Below are 16,441 nucleotides of genomic sequence, written 5' to 3'. Positions count from 1 at the left end.
GCCGAACTAAAACTCAAGCGTATGCATGCCGCGCGGCTTCGAACGCCTCCTCGCGAAAGCGCAGCGGCGCCGCGCAATGCACCAGCGTGTCGACGAAATATTTCGCCCGCGGCCACGGGCCGAATCCCGCAGCCGTGTTGATATGCCCCGCGTCGCCGAGATTGACGAAGGCGCTGCCGAAACGCTGCGCGAGATCGCGCGAACCCGCCAGCGGCATCCACGGGTCAGTCTCGCTGCCGATCAGAATCGACGGCACGCCTAAGCGCCGTGCGTCGAACGGACCGGCGAACGCGAATTTTTCCGGACTCGCCGGCGCGACGAACAGCACGCCGACCACATCGGCGACATACGACGCCTGTTGCAACGCGTGTGCGGTCGCGAGACAACCGAAGCTATGCGCGGCCAGCACGAACGGCCCGCGCTCGCGTGCCAGCACGTCGCGCACCGAGCGCGCCCAGACAGCGACGTCCGGCGCGTCCCAGTCCGCCTGTTCGACGCGCAACGAGCGCGCGAATTGCCGTTCGAGCCATGTTTGCCAGTGCGCGCCTTCGCTGCCGTGCAAGCCTGGGACCGTTACGAGCCGTGGCGGCCATGTCGATTTGGTGCATGAAAGCATGTCTGTCTCTCGCTGCCGGAATCGGGGAAGTGATTGTCCCGCCGGGCGCCGCGCGGGCGAACCAAGTTTTTATGCTTTGTTTATCGGACAAAATGGGCCGGTGAATACCTACGCCCGGGCCACGCGCGGCTCAGTCACGCGAGTCGGTCAAACCGCACGTCCGTGCGCAAACGCGCGCGATTCGCGTCGAAAAAGTAGAATGAAGCCTATCCATAAAAGGAGAGGTCCCATGTCGCAAGCGTCGTCTGCCAAGTTGCGTGCGTTGCAGCCGTTTCGCGCGGCCTTTTCCGTCACCGGACCCGACCACGCACACGCCTTCCGGACCGTATGAAAATCCTCTTCTACATGCCGCATGCCGACGCCGCCGCGTGGCTGCACGATTTTGCCCGCGCGCTGCCCGTTGCCGAACTGCGCGAATGGCAGGCGGGCGACACCGCACCGGCCGATTTCGCGGTCGTGTGGCGGCCGCCGCGCGAGATGCTCGCCGGCCGCGACGATCTGCGCGCGATCTTCAACCTCGGTGCGGGCGTCGATGCGATTCTCGCGCTCGAACGTGGGCAGCCCGGCACGCTGCCACGCAACGCGAAGCTGGTGCGGCTCGAGGACACCGGCATGGCGCCGCAAATGGCCGAATACGTGACGCATGCGGTGCTGCGTTACATGCGCCGCTTCGACGAATACCAGACGCTGCAAACCGGGCGCCGCTGGCAGGGACTCGACGCGCATCCGCGCGAGACCTTCACGGTCGGCGTGCTCGGGCTCGGCGTGCTCGGTGCGCATGTCGCGCAAACGGTCGCGTCGTTCGGCATGCCGGTGCGCGGTTATAGCCGCAGCGCGCGCCAGATCGACGGCGTCACGACCTTCGCCGGCGAAGCGCAGTTCGATGCGTTTCTCGACGGCGTGAAAGTGCTGGTGAATCTGCTGCCGCATACGCCGGATACGGGCGACGTACTGAACGCGAGCACGTTCTCGAAGCTCGCGCGCGGCGCGTATCTGATCAACGTCGCACGCGGCGGGCATCTGGTCGAGCAGGATCTGCTCGACGCGCTGGCGAGCGGCCAGATTGCCGCCGCGACGCTCGACGTGTTCCGCGACGAACCGTTGCCGCCCGATCATCCGTTCTGGCGCGAACCGCGCATGACGATCACGCCGCATATCTCCGCGCTCACCTTGCGCGAAGAGAGCGTCGCGCAGGTCGCGCAGAAAATCAACGCGCTGCTGCGCGGCGAAACGGTCGGCGGCGTGGTGGATATCGACCGCGGGTACTGAACACTGAGTGAACACCGGGTGAGCACTGCGGAACATCAACGAAGGAGCGCCGCCACGCGCGGTAACACGGAGACACATCATGGCCTTGCCCCAACAAGTCAAAATCGTCGAAGTCGGTCCGCGTGACGGACTGCAGAACGAGAAGGAATTCGTCGCCACCGCGATCAAGATCGACTTGATCAACCGCTTGTCGGCAGCGGGTTTTCGTAACGTCGAAGCGGCGTCGTTCGTGTCGCCGAAATGGGTGCCGCAAATGGCCGACGGCGCCGAGGTGATGGCCGGCATCGAGCGCCGCCCGGGTACGATCTACTCGGTGCTCACGCCGAACCTGCGCGGCTTCGAAGGCGCGCTCGCCGCGCGGGCCGACGAGATCGTGATTTTCGGTGCGGCCAGCGAGGCGTTCTCGCAGAAGAACATCAATTGCAGCATCGCGGAAAGCATCGACCGTTTCGCGCCGGTCGCGCAGGCGGCGAAAGAGCACGGCTTGCGAATTCGCGGCAGCGTGTCGTGTTCGCTCGGCTGCCCGTATCAGGGCGAGGTGCCGGTGGCGTCGGTGGTCGATGTGGTCGAGCGCTTTGCGGCACTCGGCTGCGATGAGATCGACATTGCCGATACGATCGGCGTCGGCACGCCGAAGCGCACGCGCGAAGTGTTCGAAGCGGTCACCAGGGTGTTTCCGCGCGAACGTCTGTCGGGCCACTTCCACGACACCTATGGCCAGGCGCTCGCGAATATCTACGCGGCGTTGCAGGAAGGCATCGAGATTTATCACGCGTCGGTGGCGGGGCTCGGCGGCTGTCCGTATGCGAAGGGTGCGACCGGCAACGTCGCGACCGAAGACGTGCTGTATCTGATGAACGGCCTCGGCATCGAGACCGGCATCGATCTCGCGCAAGTCGTCGCGATCGGCGATTTCATTTCGACGTCGATTGGCCGGCCCAATGTGTCGCGCGCCGGCAAAGCGCTGCTTGCCAAAGCACGCAGCGAACAAGCGAACTGTGTTTGACTTCTGCACTCAGGAAGGAAATAGAACGATGACGGACCACGCCTCTCCCGAATCCGACGATCTCGCCGCGCTGCCCGATTCGGCACGCCGCGTCGCACTGTTGTTGCGCGAACGCGGTCACGCGGGCCGGATCGTGATGCTGCCTGAAACCGGCAAAACTTCCGCCGAAGCCGCCGCCGGACTCGGCTGCTCGGTCGCGCAGATCGCCAAGTCGATTCTGTTTCGCCGCCGTGAAGACGACGCGCCGGTGCTGGTGGTCGCGAGCGGCGCGAATCGCGTCGATGAAAAAAAGGTCGCCGCGCAGGTCGGCGAGATCGGCCGGGCGGATGCGAAGTTCGTCCGCGAAAAAACCGGCTACGCGATCGGCGGCGTCTGCCCGATCGGCCACGCCACGGAACCGCTCACGCTGATCGACGCGGATCTGCTCGAACTCGACAGCTTGTGGGCCGCCGCCGGCCATCCGCATGCGGTGTTCAACCTGAGCGCCCAGGAACTGGTGGCGTTGACGGGCGCGCCGGTGATCGACGTGGCGCTGCGCGAGACGGCCTGACGACATGACATCAGGCATCGATTACGAAGACGACGACGCGGCCGTGCCGTCGCCCTGTATCAGCGTGTGCAAGATGGATGCGTCGACCGGTTGGTGCGAAGGGTGTCTGCGCACGATAGATGAAATCGCCGGCTGGTCGTCGTTCGACGACGACGCGAAGCGCGCGGTCTGGGACGCGATCGAGGAACGCCACGCGGAGTTCATGGCGAGGCAAGCGCAGGTGCGGCGATGAACGCCGCGCCGCGCGTCGTGACGATCGGCGAGACGTTCAGTTCGAAGCTCGAACTATCGGCGGAGTCGGTGAAATCGTTCGCCACGCTCGTCAACGACTTCAACCCGCTGCATCACGACGACGCTTACGCCGCGCAAAGCCGCTTCGGCGGCCTGATCGCATCCGGCACGCAACCCACCGCGCATTTCATGGCGCTGCTGGCGACGTATTTTTCCACCTACGCGCAGCCGCTCGGACTCGAGTTCGATATCAAGCTGAAGAAAGCCGTCCATGCGAACGACACGCTGACGATCACCTGGCGCGTGCGCGATGCTTACTGGAAGCCGAGCTTGCACGGCGATCTGACGCATCTCGAAGGTACTGTCGTGAATCAACGCGGTGAAGCCGTGTTGATCGGCAGTTCGACTATTCTCGTGATGCCGAAACCCGAAGCGCATTTGAACGCCGACACACCATGATCACGCTGCCCGAATCGATTCGAGTCTTCGAGCGTGGCTGGCTCTCGTCGAACAACGTGCTGCTGACCGATAACGCGTGTGCCGCGCTCGTCGACACCGGTTACGCGACGCACGCGCTGCAAACGCGCACACTCGTGCAGCACACGCTCGGCACGCGGCCGCTCGATCTGATCGTCAACACGCATCTGCATTCGGATCACTGCGGCGGCAACGCGTTATTGCAGGCGACGTGGCCGTGCCAAACCGCGATTCCCGCATCCGAAGCCGATGCCGTGCGCGACTGGGACGAAACGCGCCTGACGTTTCGCGCCACCGGCCAAACCTGCGAGCGCTTCAGCTTCACCGGGACGATCGCGCCCGGTGCGCATCTGACGCTCGGCGCGCTCGATTGGCAAGTGCTCGGCGCGCCCGGCCACGATCCGCATTCGCTGATGCTGTACTGCGCGGACGCGCGCATCCTGATCAGCGCGGACGCGCTGTGGGAAAACGGCTTCGGTGTGATCTTTCCCGAACTGGAAGGCGAAAGCGGATTCGCCGAAGAACAGGCGGTGCTCGAGACCATTGCGAAGCTCGACGTGCGGCTGGTGATCCCCGGCCATGGCTCGCCGTTCACGAATATCGAACAGGCGCTTGAGCGGGCGTTTTCGCGCGTCGCGTGGCTGCGCGCCGATCCCACCCGCAATGCGAAGAACGCGCTGAAGGTGCTGATCGTGTTCAAGCTGCTCGAAATGCGCGCGATGCGCTTCGACACGGTATTGCAGATGCTCGGCGACGCCGCCGTGATGCGCGCCGCCGCGTCGATGCTCAAGCCGCGCGGCGAATGGCCCGCGCTGGTGCAGACGATTGTCGAGGAACTGGCTGGCCAGAATGGGCCGCTGGAGATCGATGGTGAGCGCATCGTCGCGCGCCAGGCCTGACGCGCTGTCCACGCACGAAACGGACAACCCGCGGACAACCCGCAAAAGCCGTCGCCACAAAAAGAAAAGCCGCTCGGCCATTGAGGCGAGCGGCGGAAATTCTGTCGGACGTGATCAGCGTCAAGACGAATGATACGCGCAGCGATTTTTCGATCGCATCGGTGATTTCCCTACAGAAGCTTGACGCCCTCTTTTAAACCCGCATACACACGACGCTACGAAGCCTCGTAGACAAGCGGATTCAGGCTGATTAGCACAGCCATTTGAACAATTGCATCGCCCAATGCTCCGGAATCCGTATCATTCTCGGCCACTGTTTCGGCTCGGCCACGCTCAGGTCGAAGCAATCAGGTTGAAGACAAGCGCTTCTGCGGCACGATCCGCCAGCCGAGATTGACGCCGGCCGCCGCCAGCAGGATCAGCACCGCGCCGAGCACCTGAATCCACGCGAGCGTCTGCCCGAACGCGACGCGATCCACGATGATGGCGACCACCGGATAGATGAACGACAACGCGCCGGTCATCGAGGTCGGCAGCTTCTGAATCGCGCCGTAAAGCAGCACGTACATGACGCCCGTGTTGACGACGCCGAGTACGATCAGTTCGAGCCAATGCACGCCGGTGCTCGGCAGTGCGTCGAAGCGCACGAACGGTGCGAGCATCACGACACCGAGCGCGACCTGGATCAGCGCAATCAGATGCGGCGGCGTGCCCTTCAGCCGCTTGGTGATGATCGACGACACCGCATACATCGCCGCCGCGCCCACTGCATACGCGACGCCGACCAGATACTGTCCCGGCACGGCAAGCACCGCCGGCTCAACCTTCACGACAAATACGAGGCCGATGAACGCGACCACCAACCACGCGACTGTGGACGCGCTAATGCGCTCGCGAAACACCAGCGCACCCAGCGCGACCAGCATGAAAGGCTGCGTGTTGTAGACGGCCGTCGCCATCGAAATCGACGCGCGTGAATAGGCCGCGAACAGCAACACCCAGTTGACGACGATCGCCGCGCCACCGAGCAGCGCGAGTCCGAGCATCTTCCACGAGAAGTGTTGACGTTTGAACAGGCCGAGCACGGCGCACACCAGTGCCAGCGTCGCGCCGCCGAAAATGCAGCGGAAGAACACCACGTTGAACGCGCTCTGCTGCGACGACACCACCAGCCAGCCGATGGTGCCGGACATCAGCATCGCCATCGTCATTTCAGCCGCGCCGCGGCGGGTTTCATTTAACGCCATGATTCGATCCTCGAATGGATTCCTGCATTGAGAAGCAGTGTAATTAATCCGCTCACGCGAATACATGGCTAAACTTAAGCGTTCTCGCGCCGACACCTAAAAATCGAAAGCAATCGTGACCAAACGCCTTGCTCCTGCGGCACCCGCCGCCCTCGACGACACCGACCGAGCGCTGCTCGCCGCGCTCGCCGAAGATGCACGCCAGCCGGTCAGCGAACTGGCGCGGCGCGTCGGCTTGTCCGCGCCGAGCACGGCCGAGCGCGTACGCCGGCTCGAAGCGCAAGGCGTGATCGAGCGCTTCACCGTGCAGATCGATCCGCGCGCGCTCGGCTTCACGCTGCAGGCAATCGTGCGCGTGAAGCCGTTGCCCGGCCAGCTGCATCTGGTGGAGGACGTGATCCGACGCATTCCGGAGTTCGTCGAATGCGACAAGGTGACGGGCGACGATTGCTTCATCTGCCGCCTGTACCTGCATTCGATCGAGCAACTCGACGAGATCCTCGCGAAAGTCACCGAGCGCGCCGAGACCAGCACCGCGATCGTCAAATCGACGCCGGTCCCGCGCAGATTGCCGCCGCTCGGCTGAACGCGGCGGCGGCATCGCGCATCAAGGAATTACTGTTCGACCGCTTCGAAGAACGACAGCATTTCCGCCACCAGTTCGTCCGATGCCTCTTCGGGAATGTAATGCCCGCATGGCAGCGAGCGGCCACTGACGTCGCGCGCGACGTGACGCCATTCCTCGAGCGCGTCGAAGCACTTCTCGATCACGCCCTTATCGCCCCACAGCACGCGCAGCGGGCAGCCGATCTTGTGACCGCGTTCGATATCGGCGCGGTCGTGTTCGAGATCGATGCTCGCCGATGCGCGGTAGTCCTCGCACATCGCATGCGCCGCGCCGGGCTGCGCGAGCGCGAGGCGATAGGCGTCGAGCGCGTCGGGTTCGAACGGCGCGAGACCCGCGTGACGGCTGCCCATCACCGCATCGACGTAAGCGGCCGGATTCGCGCCGATCAGCGTCTCAGGCAGCGGTTCCGGCTGGATCAGAAAGAACCAGTGGAAGTAATAAGTGGCGAAGGCGCGGTCGGTGGCCTCGTACATCGCGAGCGTCGGCGCGATATCCAGCAGCATCAAACGCTCGACGGCATCCGCATGATCGAGCGCCATCCGGTGCGCGACGCGCGCGCCGCGATCGTGCGCGCAAACCAGGAAGCGTTCGAAGCCGAAGTGGCGCATCACGGCGACCTGATCGGCGGCCATCGCGCGCTTCGAATACGGCATGTGCGCGGCGTCGCTCGGCGGCTTGCCCGATGCGCCGTAGCCACGCAAATCGGTAGCGACCACGGTGAAGTGTTTGGCCAGTTCCGCGGCGCAGCGCCGCCAGATCAGATGCGACTGCGGATGACCGTGCAGCAACAGCAGCGGTGGTCCCGCTCCGCCCTTCACGCCGAAAATATCGACATCGCCCACGGCGATACGGAAGGGCGCGAAATTCTCGAAGGCCATAGCGGGTCTCTTGTCGTTTATAAGTCAGTGCATTGTAGGAGGGCAATGTGTCGGTGCGGGGTGGGATAGCCCACGCAAACATAGAAACTGAACACTCCTTCCAACTGTTCTAAACGAACCCGCCAGACGCGGTTCATCCGCTTCGCCTATAATCGAACGACCGTTCTTAAAATTTGAGCATCATTTTGAACGCCAATGTGGCAGATGCGCGGCGACGCTGTGATGACAACGCGACGCTAGCCCGCTTCAACGCAGCGCGCGCCATGTGTCGCTAAACTCAATGCATCACCGGGCGCTCAACGCCGCACCGGTCCGCTTATCAGGAGACTCGCACCATGGCATTGCCCGCCGTCCTGCAAAAACTCGCGTTGCCCATCGTCGCCTCGCCGATGTTCATCGTCAGCTATCCCGAACTCGTGTTGGCTCAATGTAAGGCCGGTATCGTCGGCTCGTTCCCGGCGCTCAATGCACGCCCGGCCGAATTGCTCGACGAATGGCTGACGCAGATTCAAGCGTCGCTCGCCGAGCACAAGGCGGCCAACCCCGATGCGATCATCGGGCCGATCGCCGTGAACCAGATCGTCCATCAATCGAATTCCCGGCTCGAGCACGACGTGCGCGTGTGCGTCGAACACAAGGTGCCGATCTTCATCACCAGCCTGCGTGCGCCGGCACGCGAGATCGTCGACGCGGTGCATGGCTACGGCGGCATCGTGCTGCACGACGTGATCAATCTGCGCCATGCGCAGAAGGCGCTGGAAGCGGGCGTCGACGGCTTGATCCTGGTGGCGTCGGGCGCGGGCGGCCATGCGGGCACGACCTCGCCGTTCGCGCTGGTCGGCGAAGTGCGGCGCATCTTCGACGGCCCGATCGTGCTGTCGGGCTCGATCGCCAACGGCGGCTCGATTCTCGCCGCGCAGGCGATGGGCGCGGACCTCGCGTACATGGGCACGCGCTTCATCGCGACCAAAGAGGCGCACGCGGTCGACAGCTACAAGCAGGCGATCGTCAACTCTACTGCGTCGGACATCATCTACACGAACCTGTTTACCGGCGTGCACGGCAACTACATCCGCGAAAGCATCGTGAATGCGGGCCTGGACCCGGACGCGCTGCCGGAATCGGACAAGTCCGCGATGAACTTCGGCAGCGACAAGGCGAAGGCGTGGAAAGACATCTGGGGCGCGGGCCAGGGCGTCGGCTTGATGGACGACGTGCCGAGCGTCGGCGAACTGGTCCAGCGTCTGTCGCAGGAATATAACGACGCGAAGGCGCGGCTGGGGATCGTGCGCTAAGGCGCCTTCTCTTTACATGACCTGGTGACGGCGTTGCTGCGGCTCCGCTTCAAGCGGAGCCGCAGCAAGCGCGGCGCAGGCTTCACATATTGCGGCGGTACTGTCCGCCCACTTCAAACAACGCGTGCGTGATTTGCCCGAGCGAGCAAACGCGCACGACGTCCATCAGCACAGCGAACACATTCTCGTCGCCGATCACCGCGCGCTTCAGGCGTTCGAGCGCCACGGGCGTCTCATCGCGATGCCGTTGCTGGAACTCGTGCAGGCGTTTCAACTGGCTCTGCTTTTCGTCGTCGGTGGAACGGGCGAGCGCGATCGGCTGCGGCGCTTCATGCGGATGCGAACTCAAGAACGTGTTCACGCCGACAATCGGATACGAGCCGTCGTGCTTGCGATGCTCGTACAGCATCGACTCGTCCTGAATGCGCCCACGCTGGTAGCCGGTTTCCATCGCGCCGAGCACCCCGCCGCGTTCGGTGAGGCGGTCGAACTCCGCCAGCACCGCTTCTTCGACCAGATCGGTCAGTTCCTCGATCACAAAGCTGCCCTGATTCGGGTTCTGGTTCTTTGCCAGCCCCCATTCGCGGTTGATGATCAGCTGGATCGCGACCGCGCGACGCACCGAATCCTCGGTGGGCGTGGTGATCGCCTCGTCGAAGGCATTGGTGTGCAGCGAGTTGCAGTTGTCGTAGATCGCGATCAGCGCCTGCAGCGTGGTGCGGATATCGTTGAAGTCGATTTCCTGCGCATGCAGGCTGCGCCCTGAGGTTTGCACGTGATACTTGAGCTTCTGGCTGCGTTCGTTCGCGCCGTAACGTTCGCGCATCGCAATCGCCCAGATGCGTCGCGCGACACGGCCGAGCACCGTGTATTCCGGGTCCATACCATTCGAAAAGAAGAACGACAGGTTCGGCGCGAAATCGTCGATCGACATGCCGCGCGCGAGATACGCCTCGACGTACGTGAAGCCGTTCGCCAGCGTATACGCGAGTTGCGAGATCGGGTTCGCGCCGGCTTCGGCGATGTGATAGCCCGAGATCGACACCGAATAGAAATTGCGCACGCAGTGCTCGACGAAGTACGCCTGAATATCGCCCATCACTTTCAGGCTGAACTCGGTCGAGAAGATGCAGGTGTTCTGGCCCTGGTCTTCCTTCAGGATGTCTGCCTGTACGGTGCCGCGCACGTTCTCCAGCGCGTGGCGGCGGGCGGCGGCGAGTTCGTCGCCGGTGGGCTTGCGTCCTTCCTGTTGCAGCCTTTCGTTCAAACGCGCGATCTGCTGATCGATCGCGACGTTGAAGAACATCGCGAGGATCGTCGGCGCGGGTCCGTTGATCGTCATCGAGACCGACGTTTCCGGCGCGCACAGATCGAAGCCGTCGTAGAGCGCTTTCATGTCGTCGAGCGTTGCGACGGAGACGCCCGAATTGCCCACCTTGCCGTAGATGTCCGGCCGCTCGTGCGGTTCTTCACCGTATAGCGTGACCGAATCGAAAGCCGTCGAAAGACGTTTGGCCGGCATCCCTTCGGAGAGCAGTTTGAAACGCCGGTTGGTGCGGAACGGATCGCCTTCGCCGGCGAACATTCGCGTCGGATCTTCATTCTCGCGGCGGAACGGAAACACGCCCGCGGTGAACGGAAAATAGCCGGGCAGATTGTCGAGCATCAGCCAGCGCAGGATTTCGCCGTGGTCGACAAACTTGGGCAGCGCGACTTTGCGGACCGCCGAGCCCGACAGCGTCGTGACAGTCAGCGCTGTGTGAATTTCGCGGTCGCGAATCCGGACGATGTGTTCGTCGCCGGAATAGGCTGCCACGGTTTGCGGCCATGCTTCCAGCAGCTTGCGTTCACGCTCGCCGAGTTCGGTGGTGCGCTGGACGATTAGCTTGTCCAGCTGGGCCTGGGTTTGGGTCGCTGCATCTGCATCTGCATCTGCATTGGCATTGGCATTGGCATTGGCGTTGGCGTTGGCGTTGGCATTGGCGTTGGCGTTGGCGTTGGCGTTGGCGTTGGCGTTGGCATTGGCGTTGGCGTTGGCGTTGGCATTGGCGTTCGCTTCGCTGAGCATCCGGCGCGCTTCGGCGAGCTGCCAGCGTTCGCGCGCCACGCGCGCTTGCGCGTCGGCTCGACTGCGATACGCGTGAACTGTCTGCGCGACATCCGCCAGATAGCGCACCCGCGCCGGCGGCACGATTGCGTTGCGCCCACTCGAAAAGCGTACGTCTTCGAGCGTCGGCAGACGGCCGCCGCCGACGCGCAAACCATGCGCGCGCAATGCCTCGGCGACGTGCTGATACAACGCGGTCACGCCGTCGTCGTTAAAGCGCGAGGCGATGGTGCCGAACACCGGCATCGCGTCCGGCGCCTTGGCGAACTCGCCGCGATTGCGCTGCACCTGCTTCGCGACGTCGCGCAATGCATCCGGCGCGCCTTTGCGATCGAACTTGTTGATCGCAACGAAGTTGGCGAAGTCGAGCATGTCGATCTTTTCCAACTGGCTCGCGGCGCCGAACTCCGGCGTCATCACATATACCGACTCGTCGACGAACGGCACGATCGCCGCGTCGCCCTGGCCGATCCCGGACGTCTCGACGACGATCAGGTCGAAGCCCGCCGCTTTGCACAACATCAGCGCGTCGGGCAGCGCGTCGGAGATTTCGCTCGACGCTTCGCGCGTCGCCATCGAGCGCATGAACACGCGCGAGCCGCCGCCCCAGTCGCCGATTGCGTTCATGCGGATGCGGTCGCCGAGCAACGCGCCGCCGGACTTGCGGCGCGATGGGTCGATCGCGAGTACGGCAATGGTGAGGGCGTCGCCGTAGTCGAGGCGGAAGCGGCGAATCAGTTCGTCGGTCAGCGAGGATTTGCCGGCGCCGCCGGTGCCTGTAATGCCGAGTACCGGGACCACGGCCGACTTCGCGAGATACGCCAGCGCTTGCTGGTCGGCGGCGTTGATGCGGCCGGATTCGAACGCGCTGATCAGTTGCGCGAGGCGGCGGAATGTGAACGACACAGGGTCCGGGTTTTCGACGGCGTGGACGGTCTGGTCGGCGTGGGCCGCCCCGTCCGCTTCGCCTGCTTTGCCCGAAGGATCACGCACGCCGGCGTGATCGCCGGCACGCGTCTCGACACGTGGATCGAAGCGCTGCAGACCGCTCGCCGACAGATCGGCCACCCATTCATTGACCGGGCTCTGCCGCTCGGCCTGGGCGCAGCGCGCGATCATGTCGTCGATCATGCCTTGCAGGCCAAGCCGCTGGCCATCGTGCGGCGAATAGATCTTCTCGACGCCGTAACGTTCGAGCTCGGTGATTTCGTCGGGGACGATCACGCCGCCGCCGCCGCCGAACACTTTGATGCGCTCGCCGCCACGCGCGCGCAGCAGGTCGACGAGATAGCGGAAGTATTCGTTATGGCCGCCCTGGTAGCTGGACACGGCGACGCCGTCGGCGTCTTCGTGCAGCGCGGCGGTGGCGACTTCATCGACCGAGCGGTTGTGACCGAGGTGGATCACCTCCACGCCGCTCGCTTGCAGGATGCGCCGCATGATGTTGATCGACGCGTCGTGGCCGTCGAACAACGCTGCGGCGGTGACGAAACGCAGGCGCCGGCCCGCGGGCAGCTTGTGGCTACCGGCGCGCTGCGGCGTGGACAGATCGGTCATGTCTCCCCCAGATCGTTATGCGTATGGGTGCAACCAGTATAGCGAAACGGCCTGCAGCGCCTCGACCGTTCCGGCGGGCCCGGCGCATCGCGAGCGCCTCGATCTGTTCGAGCGGCTGGCCTAGCGCACCGCCAGCGCCTTGATCTGTTCGAGCGACGGCCATAGCGCTTCGTTCGCGAAACGTCCGGCGAGGAAATCGACAAACGAGCGCACCTTGGCCGACAGATGCCGGCGGCTCGCGTACACCACATGGATCGGCAACTCGCGCGGCGGCACTTCGTCGACCAGCAGCGGCACGAGGCGGCCGGCCGCGAGATCGTCGCCGATCACCTCGGTGCCGAGCATCGCGATACCCGCGCCTTGCAGCACGATCACGCGTTGCGCTTCCAGGTGGTCGACGATCAGGTTGCCGGACAGGCGCACCCGGGACGCGGCGTCGCCGGTCGCGATTTCGAGAGCCGATACGCCCGCGTATTGCAGATAGTTGTGGCGCGCGAGGTCGGCGACCGTCTTCGGCGTGCCGTGCCGGCGCAGATAAGCGGGCGACGCGCACAGCACCAGGTGGGCCGTCGCAATCTGCCGCGCGATCAACGACGACGATTTGAGACCGCTCGGCGAGGCCCGGATCGCGACGTCGAAGCCTTCGTCGATCAGTTCGACCACGCGGTCGGACAGCGTGATGTCGACGGTGACCTGCGGATGCTGCGCGGCATAGTCGGCCACCGCGGCCATCACGTGGCTCAAGCCGAACGCCGACAGCGACGACACCCGCAAGCGCCCTTGCGGCACGACGCTCGCCGCGCCGACCACCTGCCCGGCTTCTTCGAGTTCGGTCAGCACCTGGGAGAGCCGCTCGTAGTATTCGCGGCCCGCCTCGGTCGGCGCGACGCGCCGCGTGGTGCGGTTCAGCAAACGCGCGCCGAGTTGCTGTTCGAGGTGCATCACGTGCTTGCTCGCCATCGCCGCCGACATCTCCATCCGGTCGGCCGCCCCGACAAAGCTGCCGACTTCGACCACATGCCGGAACACTTTCATGCTGACGAGGGTATCCATCTCAATCGCTCGCTTCAGGAATCAATCGACGTCATTTTGCCGGGTTTATCAAAGGCTGGTCGGCAAATCGGCATCTGAAGCGTCCCGTAAACGACAAACCCCGCCTTTCCTGACGGAAGGCGGGGTTTGCGAATACGCGTCAAGCGCGAAGCCGCGTTTAGAACTTCGCGCGCATCCCGACGCCGTACGTGTTGCCGCTCGACTGGCTGCTGATCTTGTCGTACATGTACGCCGCGTAGATGTCCGTGCGCTTGGACAGTGGATAGTCGTAGCCGATTGCAGCCGTCTGGCGGGTCTGGTCGAAACCGCCGCCGTCGCGCGAATACGCGTACGACGCCATCACCGTGCCCGGGCCGGCCGGCACCGACACGCCGCCTTGCGCCGTGTTCACGTGCCAGCTCGTGATGGCCTCGTCGTTATACGTGTACATGTACTGGCCGAAGAACTTCACATACTTCATGTCGTACGACATGCCGAGCTGCGCGACGCTCTGGCTCTTCAGGCCGGGAATGCCCGACGCAGCGGCGCTGCCGAGGTCGCCCGGGGCGTTGTTGAAGTTCACGTACTGATACACCGCGGTCGCCGCGAACGGGCCGTGGAAGTACAGTACCTGGCCGCTCCACTTCTTCGAGCCGTTCTGGCCGGCGGTGTTGCCGAGCGCATACATCGCCGTCGCCGAAAGGCCGTTGAAGTTCGGCGACGAGTACGACACCGCGTTATTCCAGCCCGAATCGCCCGTCACGCCCTGATCGGTCGAGTACGTCGGAAACGTGCCGAGGCCGAGGTACACATGGGTCACCATCGGCGAGAACACATACGAGTCGATGAACGGATTGAACAGGATCGTCGACACGAACAGCGGCGTCGTCAGACGGCCGGCGGTCACCGTCCCGTACGGCGATTCGATACCGACGTACGCGTTACGCGAGAACATCGTGTCGCCGGTGAAGCGGCCGTACGCGCCGTTCTGTGCGCGGAAGAAGCCTTCCAACGTGAAGATGGCCTTGTAGCCGCCGCCCAGATCCTCTGCCCCCTTCAAGCCCCAGTACGACGTGGACATCCCACCGCCGGACACCTGCACCGCAGTCTTGCCGGCCGGGAATTTCTGCGCGCCGACCCATTCGTCGACCTGGCCGTAGAGTTGTACGCTCGATTGCGCAAAAGCCGACGATGCACTGGCCAGCAGGACGGCACACGCGGTTGCCTTGAGGGTGGTCTTCAGCGCGCGGCTGATGCTTGTTTTCATGGGTTCTCCTGTCTTTGTCGAAAAAGGTGTGGCTGTGCGAAAGGGGTAGCTCGCGCGAACAATTGTTGTCATCCGTTCGATCGTCGAGCCAATCTGGGCGGGACCATCTTTGCGGACCATTTTTATGAACAAAAATATCTCTGGTTATTGCGGGTATAGCGATCTGATTAGTTTTGTCACTTATCGGCCTGATAAAGCTTTGGCCGCGCACGTCATAACGGCTTCGCCGCATGCCGCACGGCGCACCGCAAAGCGGCGCTGACATTGCGCCTGACCGGGTGACAACGGCCGAGATGTCATGCGGATGACGCGCCGCGGCAGAAACGATCAAATTTGACGACGGGAGCCCCTTTACTGCCGAGCGTTTTCAAAAAAGTGTGGCGTCTACACGTCACCTTGACAGGGGCTTTTTGGACGGCGGCAGAGCAGAAAGACGCGGCAATTCGGTTTGAAAGCCGGAATATCTGATTTGGAGAAAGGTGGCAGCGGATTTCAGCCGCGATCTGGAGCGAGGCTTATCCGCATCAGATTAATGCGGCGAAGAGGGCTGCAGAGGGATGAAAGAAGCGGTTGCGGTTGCGCCGACGAGCGCTTCAAAGCGCTAACCGGCGACGCGCGCATTTTCGGCGTGATGTAATTGCAGGCGTGAATCTAATTGCGGTATGGAGAACCTTCTGGCTGACGCGGATAATCCGCCTGACGCGGCATTGCGCGCGACGAGCCGCGCTCTTCGTTGTAGCGGGCGACATCGGCGCGAATCGAGCCGGCGCGAACCGGCGCATTGGCTGGCGGACGCGGCACCGGGCGTGATTCGGCGCTGACTGGGGTAATCGCACCGGCGTACTGCATGCCGCCGCGGCGATCGCCGGGATATCCGGCGGATCCGGCTACACGCGGCATTGCCGGGTTGTAGCCGCCAAAGCCGTTGGCGTAGTTGCCGCCATTGAGGTTCACGCCGCCGTGCGGCAAGCGCGCGTTGCGGTCGGCGAGATTGTTGCGGGATGCACCGACGTTGGTGACGCCGTAATATCGGCCCGCGTTGCGAGCATCGCCGCGCATTGCGTGGTCCACGGCAGCATGCGAGTAGCCGCTGCCGCCACCGCGCAACGTGACCGGCACTTTTGCATAGACGAACGAGCAGAGCGCGGCGATAACCGCACCCAACGCCCAGAGCCTCGTTCTCGACAACCCGTCCACCAGTGACTCACCTGCCCGAAGACTTGCCTGAAGTCCACCGTTCGAGCTGCGACGGACTTGTTCTGGGATCGGCTCGAGCGTCGCGGATATGTTGCGACGCGGGGTATCCCTGTGGCCTTTGAGCAGTAATTTATGGGCATGGCTAAATGGTGTCGAGCCAAAAAGTGTTAGGCCTCCACCGCTGT

At 63.7% G+C, this 16,441-nt stretch carries 16 protein-coding genes; 9 read left to right on the top strand and 7 right to left on the bottom strand.

Annotated features, from left to right (window positions below; translation table 11 throughout):
- Positions 1–13: 13 nt before the first annotated feature.
- A complete protein-coding gene (locus SB772_RS06725; RefSeq protein WP_410832494.1) occupies positions 14–616 on the bottom strand; it encodes an RBBP9/YdeN family alpha/beta hydrolase in 603 nt (200 codons plus the stop codon).
- Positions 617–943: 327 nt separating this feature from the next.
- Here SB772_RS06725 and SB772_RS06720 point away from each other — a divergent pair, with 327 nt between their 5' ends.
- The 6 genes from SB772_RS06720 (at position 944) to SB772_RS06695 (ending at position 5,048) form a co-directional block, all read left to right on the top strand.
- Positions 944–1,885, top strand: a complete 942-nt coding sequence (locus SB772_RS06720) for a 2-hydroxyacid dehydrogenase (protein WP_410832493.1) — start codon at positions 944–946, stop codon at positions 1,883–1,885.
- A 79-nt stretch (positions 1,886–1,964) separates the two neighbouring features.
- Positions 1,965–2,891, top strand: a complete 927-nt coding sequence (locus tag SB772_RS06715) for a hydroxymethylglutaryl-CoA lyase (protein ID WP_410832492.1) — start codon at positions 1,965–1,967, stop codon at positions 2,889–2,891.
- A 28-nt stretch (positions 2,892–2,919) separates the two neighbouring features.
- Positions 2,920–3,441, top strand: a complete 522-nt coding sequence (locus tag SB772_RS06710) for a YbaK/EbsC family protein (RefSeq protein ID WP_410832491.1) — start codon at positions 2,920–2,922, stop codon at positions 3,439–3,441.
- Between the two features lie 4 nt (positions 3,442–3,445).
- Positions 3,446–3,673 carry a DUF1289 domain-containing protein gene (locus SB772_RS06705; RefSeq protein WP_410832490.1) on the top strand — a complete coding sequence of 76 codons (228 nt, stop codon included), beginning with the start codon at positions 3,446–3,448 and terminating at the stop codon, positions 3,671–3,673.
- Positions 3,670–4,131, top strand: coding sequence for a MaoC family dehydratase (locus tag SB772_RS06700; RefSeq protein WP_410832489.1), 462 nt, complete (start codon positions 3,670–3,672; stop codon positions 4,129–4,131). Before SB772_RS06705 ends, SB772_RS06700 begins: the two co-directional genes overlap by 4 nt.
- A complete protein-coding gene (locus tag SB772_RS06695) occupies positions 4,128–5,048 on the top strand; it encodes an MBL fold metallo-hydrolase (RefSeq protein WP_410832488.1) in 921 nt (306 codons plus the stop codon). The genes SB772_RS06700 and SB772_RS06695 overlap by 4 nt, the downstream gene beginning before the upstream one ends.
- 347 nt (positions 5,049–5,395) lie before the next feature.
- Here SB772_RS06695 and SB772_RS06690 read toward each other — a convergent pair whose 3' ends face one another.
- Entirely contained in the window at positions 5,396–6,295 is a 900-nt protein-coding gene (locus SB772_RS06690) for a DMT family transporter (protein WP_410832487.1), read from the bottom strand.
- A gap of 115 nt (positions 6,296–6,410) precedes the next feature.
- Here SB772_RS06690 and SB772_RS06685 point away from each other — a divergent pair, with 115 nt between their 5' ends.
- Positions 6,411–6,881 carry an Lrp/AsnC family transcriptional regulator gene (locus tag SB772_RS06685; RefSeq protein ID WP_410832486.1) on the top strand — a complete coding sequence of 157 codons (471 nt, stop codon included), beginning with the start codon at positions 6,411–6,413 and terminating at the stop codon, positions 6,879–6,881.
- 29 nt (positions 6,882–6,910) lie between these two features.
- On the opposite strand, the gene SB772_RS06680 is transcribed toward SB772_RS06685, so the two are convergent.
- The gene (locus SB772_RS06680; protein WP_410832485.1) at positions 6,911–7,801 is read right to left on the bottom strand and encodes an alpha/beta fold hydrolase; all 891 of its coding nucleotides are present in this window, start codon (positions 7,799–7,801) and stop codon (positions 6,911–6,913) included.
- A gap of 335 nt (positions 7,802–8,136) precedes the next feature.
- On the opposite strand from SB772_RS06680, the gene SB772_RS06675 reads away from it, so the two are divergent.
- Complete coding sequence (locus tag SB772_RS06675; RefSeq protein ID WP_410832484.1) at positions 8,137–9,096, top strand: NAD(P)H-dependent flavin oxidoreductase; 960 nt, start codon at positions 8,137–8,139, stop codon at positions 9,094–9,096.
- An 82-nt stretch (positions 9,097–9,178) separates the two neighbouring features.
- On the opposite strand, the gene SB772_RS06670 is transcribed toward SB772_RS06675, so the two are convergent.
- The gene (locus SB772_RS06670) at positions 9,179–12,760 is read right to left on the bottom strand and encodes a methylmalonyl-CoA mutase family protein (RefSeq protein ID WP_410832483.1); all 3,582 of its coding nucleotides are present in this window, start codon (positions 12,758–12,760) and stop codon (positions 9,179–9,181) included.
- Between SB772_RS06670 and SB772_RS06665 the strand changes: the two genes are divergently transcribed.
- A complete protein-coding gene (locus SB772_RS06665; protein WP_410832482.1) occupies positions 12,759–12,884 on the top strand; it encodes a hypothetical protein in 126 nt (41 codons plus the stop codon). The genes SB772_RS06670 and SB772_RS06665 overlap by 2 nt on opposite strands.
- Here SB772_RS06665 and SB772_RS06660 read toward each other — a convergent pair.
- The 3 genes from SB772_RS06660 to SB772_RS06650 form a co-directional block, all read right to left on the bottom strand.
- Entirely contained in the window at positions 12,881–13,813 is a 933-nt protein-coding gene (locus SB772_RS06660) for a LysR family transcriptional regulator (protein ID WP_410832481.1), read from the bottom strand. The genes SB772_RS06665 and SB772_RS06660 overlap by 4 nt on opposite strands.
- A 157-nt stretch (positions 13,814–13,970) precedes the next feature.
- The gene (locus tag SB772_RS06655; protein WP_410832480.1) at positions 13,971–15,059 is read right to left on the bottom strand and encodes a porin; all 1,089 of its coding nucleotides are present in this window, start codon (positions 15,057–15,059) and stop codon (positions 13,971–13,973) included.
- 651 nt (positions 15,060–15,710) lie between these two features.
- Positions 15,711–16,256, bottom strand: coding sequence for a hypothetical protein (locus tag SB772_RS06650; RefSeq protein ID WP_410832479.1), 546 nt, complete (start codon positions 16,254–16,256; stop codon positions 15,711–15,713).
- Between the last annotated feature and the right edge of the window lie 185 nt (positions 16,257–16,441).

The organism is Paraburkholderia sp. SIMBA_030 (assembly GCF_046535245.1).
In the GTDB taxonomy this organism is placed as follows: Bacteria; Pseudomonadota; Gammaproteobacteria; order Burkholderiales; family Burkholderiaceae; genus Paraburkholderia.
The sequence above is the reverse complement of the archived record's forward strand: the minus strand, read 5'-3'. Positions and strand labels throughout refer to the sequence as shown.

What these genes read in the sequence shown, in the direction of transcription:
- SB772_RS06725 (WP_410832494.1), bottom strand. Translation starts at nt 616, where the DNA reads ATGCTTTCATGCACCAAATCGACATGGCCGCCACGGCTCGTAACGGTC.
- SB772_RS06720 (WP_410832493.1), top strand. Translation starts at nt 944, where the DNA reads ATGAAAATCCTCTTCTACATGCCGCATGCCGACGCCGCCGCGTGGCTG.
- SB772_RS06715 (WP_410832492.1), top strand. Translation starts at nt 1,965, where the DNA reads ATGGCCTTGCCCCAACAAGTCAAAATCGTCGAAGTCGGTCCGCGTGAC.
- SB772_RS06710 (WP_410832491.1), top strand. Translation starts at nt 2,920, where the DNA reads ATGACGGACCACGCCTCTCCCGAATCCGACGATCTCGCCGCGCTGCCC.
- SB772_RS06705 (WP_410832490.1), top strand. Translation starts at nt 3,446, where the DNA reads ATGACATCAGGCATCGATTACGAAGACGACGACGCGGCCGTGCCGTCG.
- SB772_RS06700 (WP_410832489.1), top strand. Translation starts at nt 3,670, where the DNA reads ATGAACGCCGCGCCGCGCGTCGTGACGATCGGCGAGACGTTCAGTTCG.
- SB772_RS06695 (WP_410832488.1), top strand. Translation starts at nt 4,128, where the DNA reads ATGATCACGCTGCCCGAATCGATTCGAGTCTTCGAGCGTGGCTGGCTC.
- SB772_RS06690 (WP_410832487.1), bottom strand. Translation starts at nt 6,295, where the DNA reads ATGGCGTTAAATGAAACCCGCCGCGGCGCGGCTGAAATGACGATGGCG.
- SB772_RS06680 (WP_410832485.1), bottom strand. Translation starts at nt 7,801, where the DNA reads ATGGCCTTCGAGAATTTCGCGCCCTTCCGTATCGCCGTGGGCGATGTC.
- SB772_RS06675 (WP_410832484.1), top strand. Translation starts at nt 8,137, where the DNA reads ATGGCATTGCCCGCCGTCCTGCAAAAACTCGCGTTGCCCATCGTCGCC.
- SB772_RS06665 (WP_410832482.1), top strand. Translation starts at nt 12,759, where the DNA reads ATGTCTCCCCCAGATCGTTATGCGTATGGGTGCAACCAGTATAGCGAA.
- SB772_RS06670 (WP_410832483.1), bottom strand. Translation starts at nt 12,760, where the DNA reads ATGACCGATCTGTCCACGCCGCAGCGCGCCGGTAGCCACAAGCTGCCC.
- SB772_RS06660 (WP_410832481.1), bottom strand. Translation starts at nt 13,813, where the DNA reads ATGGATACCCTCGTCAGCATGAAAGTGTTCCGGCATGTGGTCGAAGTC.
- SB772_RS06655 (WP_410832480.1), bottom strand. Translation starts at nt 15,059, where the DNA reads ATGAAAACAAGCATCAGCCGCGCGCTGAAGACCACCCTCAAGGCAACC.